The sequence below is a fragment of the Pseudomonas sp. Pse35 genome (assembly GCF_024519715.1).
In the GTDB taxonomy this organism is placed as follows: Bacteria; Pseudomonadota; Gammaproteobacteria; order Pseudomonadales; family Pseudomonadaceae; genus Aquipseudomonas; species Aquipseudomonas paracarnis.
This window is the reverse complement of the sequence record NZ_JALJRP010000082.1, coordinates 1-730: the sequence shown is the minus strand read 5'-3', so window position 1 is coordinate 730 and position 730 is coordinate 1. Positions and strand designations below refer to the sequence as shown.

The window sequence follows — 730 nt, the reverse complement described above, 5'->3', positions numbered from 1 at the left end:
GTCACCGGCGCGCCGTTCTTATCCACAAGGCTGGCGGTATAGACGATATTGCCGCCTTCACCAATGGTGGTGGTGGCGGTCAGGACCACATCGACTTTGTCGGTGGTGTCGTTGATCGTGGTGGTTGCGCCGCTGCCTGCAACTTCCAGTTTTTCGAAGTTGCCGCCGGTGGTTTCGGTGATCTTGACCGTTTGGGTGCTCTTGTCGATGAACACGTCATCGGTAGGGGCGGGCACGGTCACGGTGCCAACGGTTTCGCCAGCTTTGATGGTGATGCTTGAGCCGTTGTCCAACTTCAACGTGACATCAGTGCCCGCTTTATTGGAAAGCGTGGCGGTATACGTCACCTGACCACCTTCGTTCGCCTCGGTTGGGGCTGTCAGCGTCACAGTGGTGGTGTCGATCGAATCGGTAATGGTGGTAACCGCTGGCGTGGTGCTCGGCACCAGGCTCTCGAAATTGCCGCCAGTCGCGCCCGTAATCGTCGTACTGACGGTGCTGCCGTTGACGTAGACGTCATTAGCTGGCGTATCAACGACAACGCTGCCTGTCGACTCACCGGCCTTGATGGTGATCACCGAGCCATTGCTCAAGGTGACATTCACAGGCGTCTGCGCCGGGTTGGTCAAGGTGGCGGTGTAGGTGATCTGACCGCCTTCGGTCACGGTCGAACCAGCGGTCAGGGTGACCGTGGTGGTGTCGATCGAATCGGTAATGGTGGTGACCGCTG

The 730-nt window shown here is 58.8% G+C and carries 1 protein-coding gene; it reads right to left on the bottom strand.

Annotated features, from left to right (window positions below):
* On the bottom strand, nt 1-730 hold a 730-nt coding region (locus OC445_RS26910; RefSeq protein ID WP_315986356.1), incomplete at both ends, for an immunoglobulin-like domain-containing protein.